General features: G+C 55.7%; 3 protein-coding genes. All 3 read left to right on the top strand.

The genetic code is table 11. The features are described 5' to 3' along the window. The first annotated feature begins 355 nt into the window (after positions 1-355). Positions 356-706 (top strand): hypothetical protein, encoded by a 351-nt coding sequence (locus tag CA13_RS04305; RefSeq protein WP_146394752.1) that lies wholly within the window; start codon positions 356-358, stop codon positions 704-706. Between the two features lie 415 nt (positions 707-1,121). Next, complete coding sequence (locus CA13_RS04300) at positions 1,122-1,538, top strand: hypothetical protein (protein ID WP_146394751.1); 417 nt, start codon at positions 1,122-1,124, stop codon at positions 1,536-1,538. Between the two features lie 116 nt (positions 1,539-1,654). Further along, positions 1,655-2,005 (top strand): hypothetical protein, encoded by a 351-nt coding sequence (locus CA13_RS04295; RefSeq protein WP_146394750.1) that lies wholly within the window; start codon positions 1,655-1,657, stop codon positions 2,003-2,005. Positions 2,006-2,085 lie beyond the last annotated feature (80 nt).

Raw genomic sequence — 2,085 nt, 5'->3', positions numbered from 1 at the left:
CACACGGAGCCGCGGGCCGCGCGGATTCTGAAATCAATGTCGTTTGCCGCGGCCCGGTGAACGGTGACGTTATCCGACTGAATCCCACCGAAACCAATCGCAACTAATGACTTCAGCCGCCAAATCGAAACTTTCAGTGAAATGCAATGCGTGCAACCGCGCACTGACCGTTCCAGGGAGCGCCGCGGGCAAGATCGTCACTTGCCCTTGCGGGCAAAAACTGAAGATCGCAACTCGCTCGCTGCCAACAGCGACGGAAACGCCGCGACAGCGCGCTCCGGTTTTAAAAGGCACAACCAACTCTTTTGCCCCGAATCGGAAACGTGCTGCTGGTGCCCAAACCCCAAAGCTCACTTTGGCGACCGTCGCTGGATGGGGCGCTGCTCTGCTTGCGGTACTTTGTCTCTGCTTCGGAATGGTGTGCTTGTATTTGGGCGTCGACATTCGTGCTTTGTTCGTCATGGTTTTCACTGCCGGGCTTTGCGCGGCGGTCTCCGTTGCATGCTTGAATCCAGCGAAGAGAACTCCCGCGATTCGCTTGCTTGGAGGTGTGTTTAGCGGTGTCTTCTTCCTAACCTTCATTGTTTCGGTTGTCGCACCACCAGACGACGTCGATTTACGCCGCAAGGGGATGATGCTGACGTTTGCCATCTTCATGGCGGGCGTCGCCTACAAGGGGCGCTGGCCAACCAACAAAACCGGATAACCAAGAGATGCACACGAAGATCGCGACGGCGCGGTTTTTGACATGGATACCACACTACGCGATCTCGGTGATCTCCAACGTTATCACACTCCGGGCGATTGATGTTCTGCTATGGGGGCGCTGTCGATGATCCGCTGGCAATCGTTTGGTCCGACAACGTCGTTTGTTGCTTTTAAATTGGGACCTCGTTAAACTGATACTGCTAGGGAACGGACAACTGTCACCGAAGGGGCCGAAGGCTAAACTGACGGTGCTCGGTCGACTGATTCATCATGGTGACTCGATCGGCGTTTAACCCAAATCCGTGGGATAACCATGTGATGCAACGGAGGACGGGTGGTCCGTTTTCTCGTCTGCTTGCAAGTCTTTCGCCCGTCCCCGCTGATCACTACCGTTATCCGACTGAAATCACCAAATGACCTTTCGGACATTCGACCTGCTTTTGCTCGCCGCTGCCTTTGCTGGCGTGTTTGGCGTGCAGTCACTTCCCGGAGTGCTGGCGACACTTTCGTCGGTTGCAATTTGCACGGTATGCTCGGCATTCCGAGCCGCTCGCTCACCCGAGGCCTCCCCGCGTGTCGTCGCTGCGTTCGTGGCGGTTGCTTCTTTCTGGCTCATGGCCGGCATTCGTGGCGTCGCTTACCCGCTTAGCTTCGCTGATGGTGCTGGCCGATTGTCTTCGGCGACGCATTTTATTGACGCACCGCTAGTCTTCCTGTTTGTTGCTGGGTCGACTATCCTCTCGGCGTTGTTTGGCTTGCTCGTCGGGCACTACTTCGCGATGTGGCGAGACCATGGCTGGAGACACGTATTTGACGATCCGAGCGGATAACAATCCCGTGCACCGGAGCCGGGCTTGCGAGCGTTTTGGCAATGGTTGACTTCACACTCCCGGCCCGGTGACGGGCGACGTTCGTCGATCAAAGTGTTTTCGCCCATACTATTCCGATGACTCCAGCTGAGATTGCAGTCCAAGAAGCGCGTCAGACACCGCTAGACTTCGGTGACGATGTTCTGGTGTTTAACTACACGAACAGCGATGGCGTAGAATGGCAAGGCTGCGTCGAAGAATGGATAGGTAACGAAGAGTCATCGCCAATTGCCAGCAATGACTTGCATGTCGAGCTAGACGGTAATATATACTATCAAATCGGGTCGTCTGGTGGAGGCGCGGACATTCTGCTTGTGCGTGACGACGATACCGGAACGATCCACTACCTAAACGATTTTGATCAAACCGTGTCTCTGGTGTCGAAGAATGTGAGCGGGCTTGTCGCATTGCTCCGGGCACCAGAATAGACGACGAACCATGGCATGCACGCGGAGTCGGGCTTGCGAGGTTTCACGAATGGACACCCAACTTTCCCGACCCGGTGATG

Source organism: Novipirellula herctigrandis (assembly GCA_007859835.1).
Classification (GTDB): domain Bacteria; phylum Planctomycetota; class Planctomycetia; order Pirellulales; family Pirellulaceae; genus Novipirellula_A; species Novipirellula_A herctigrandis.
This window is presented reverse-complemented; position numbering and strand designations above follow the sequence as displayed.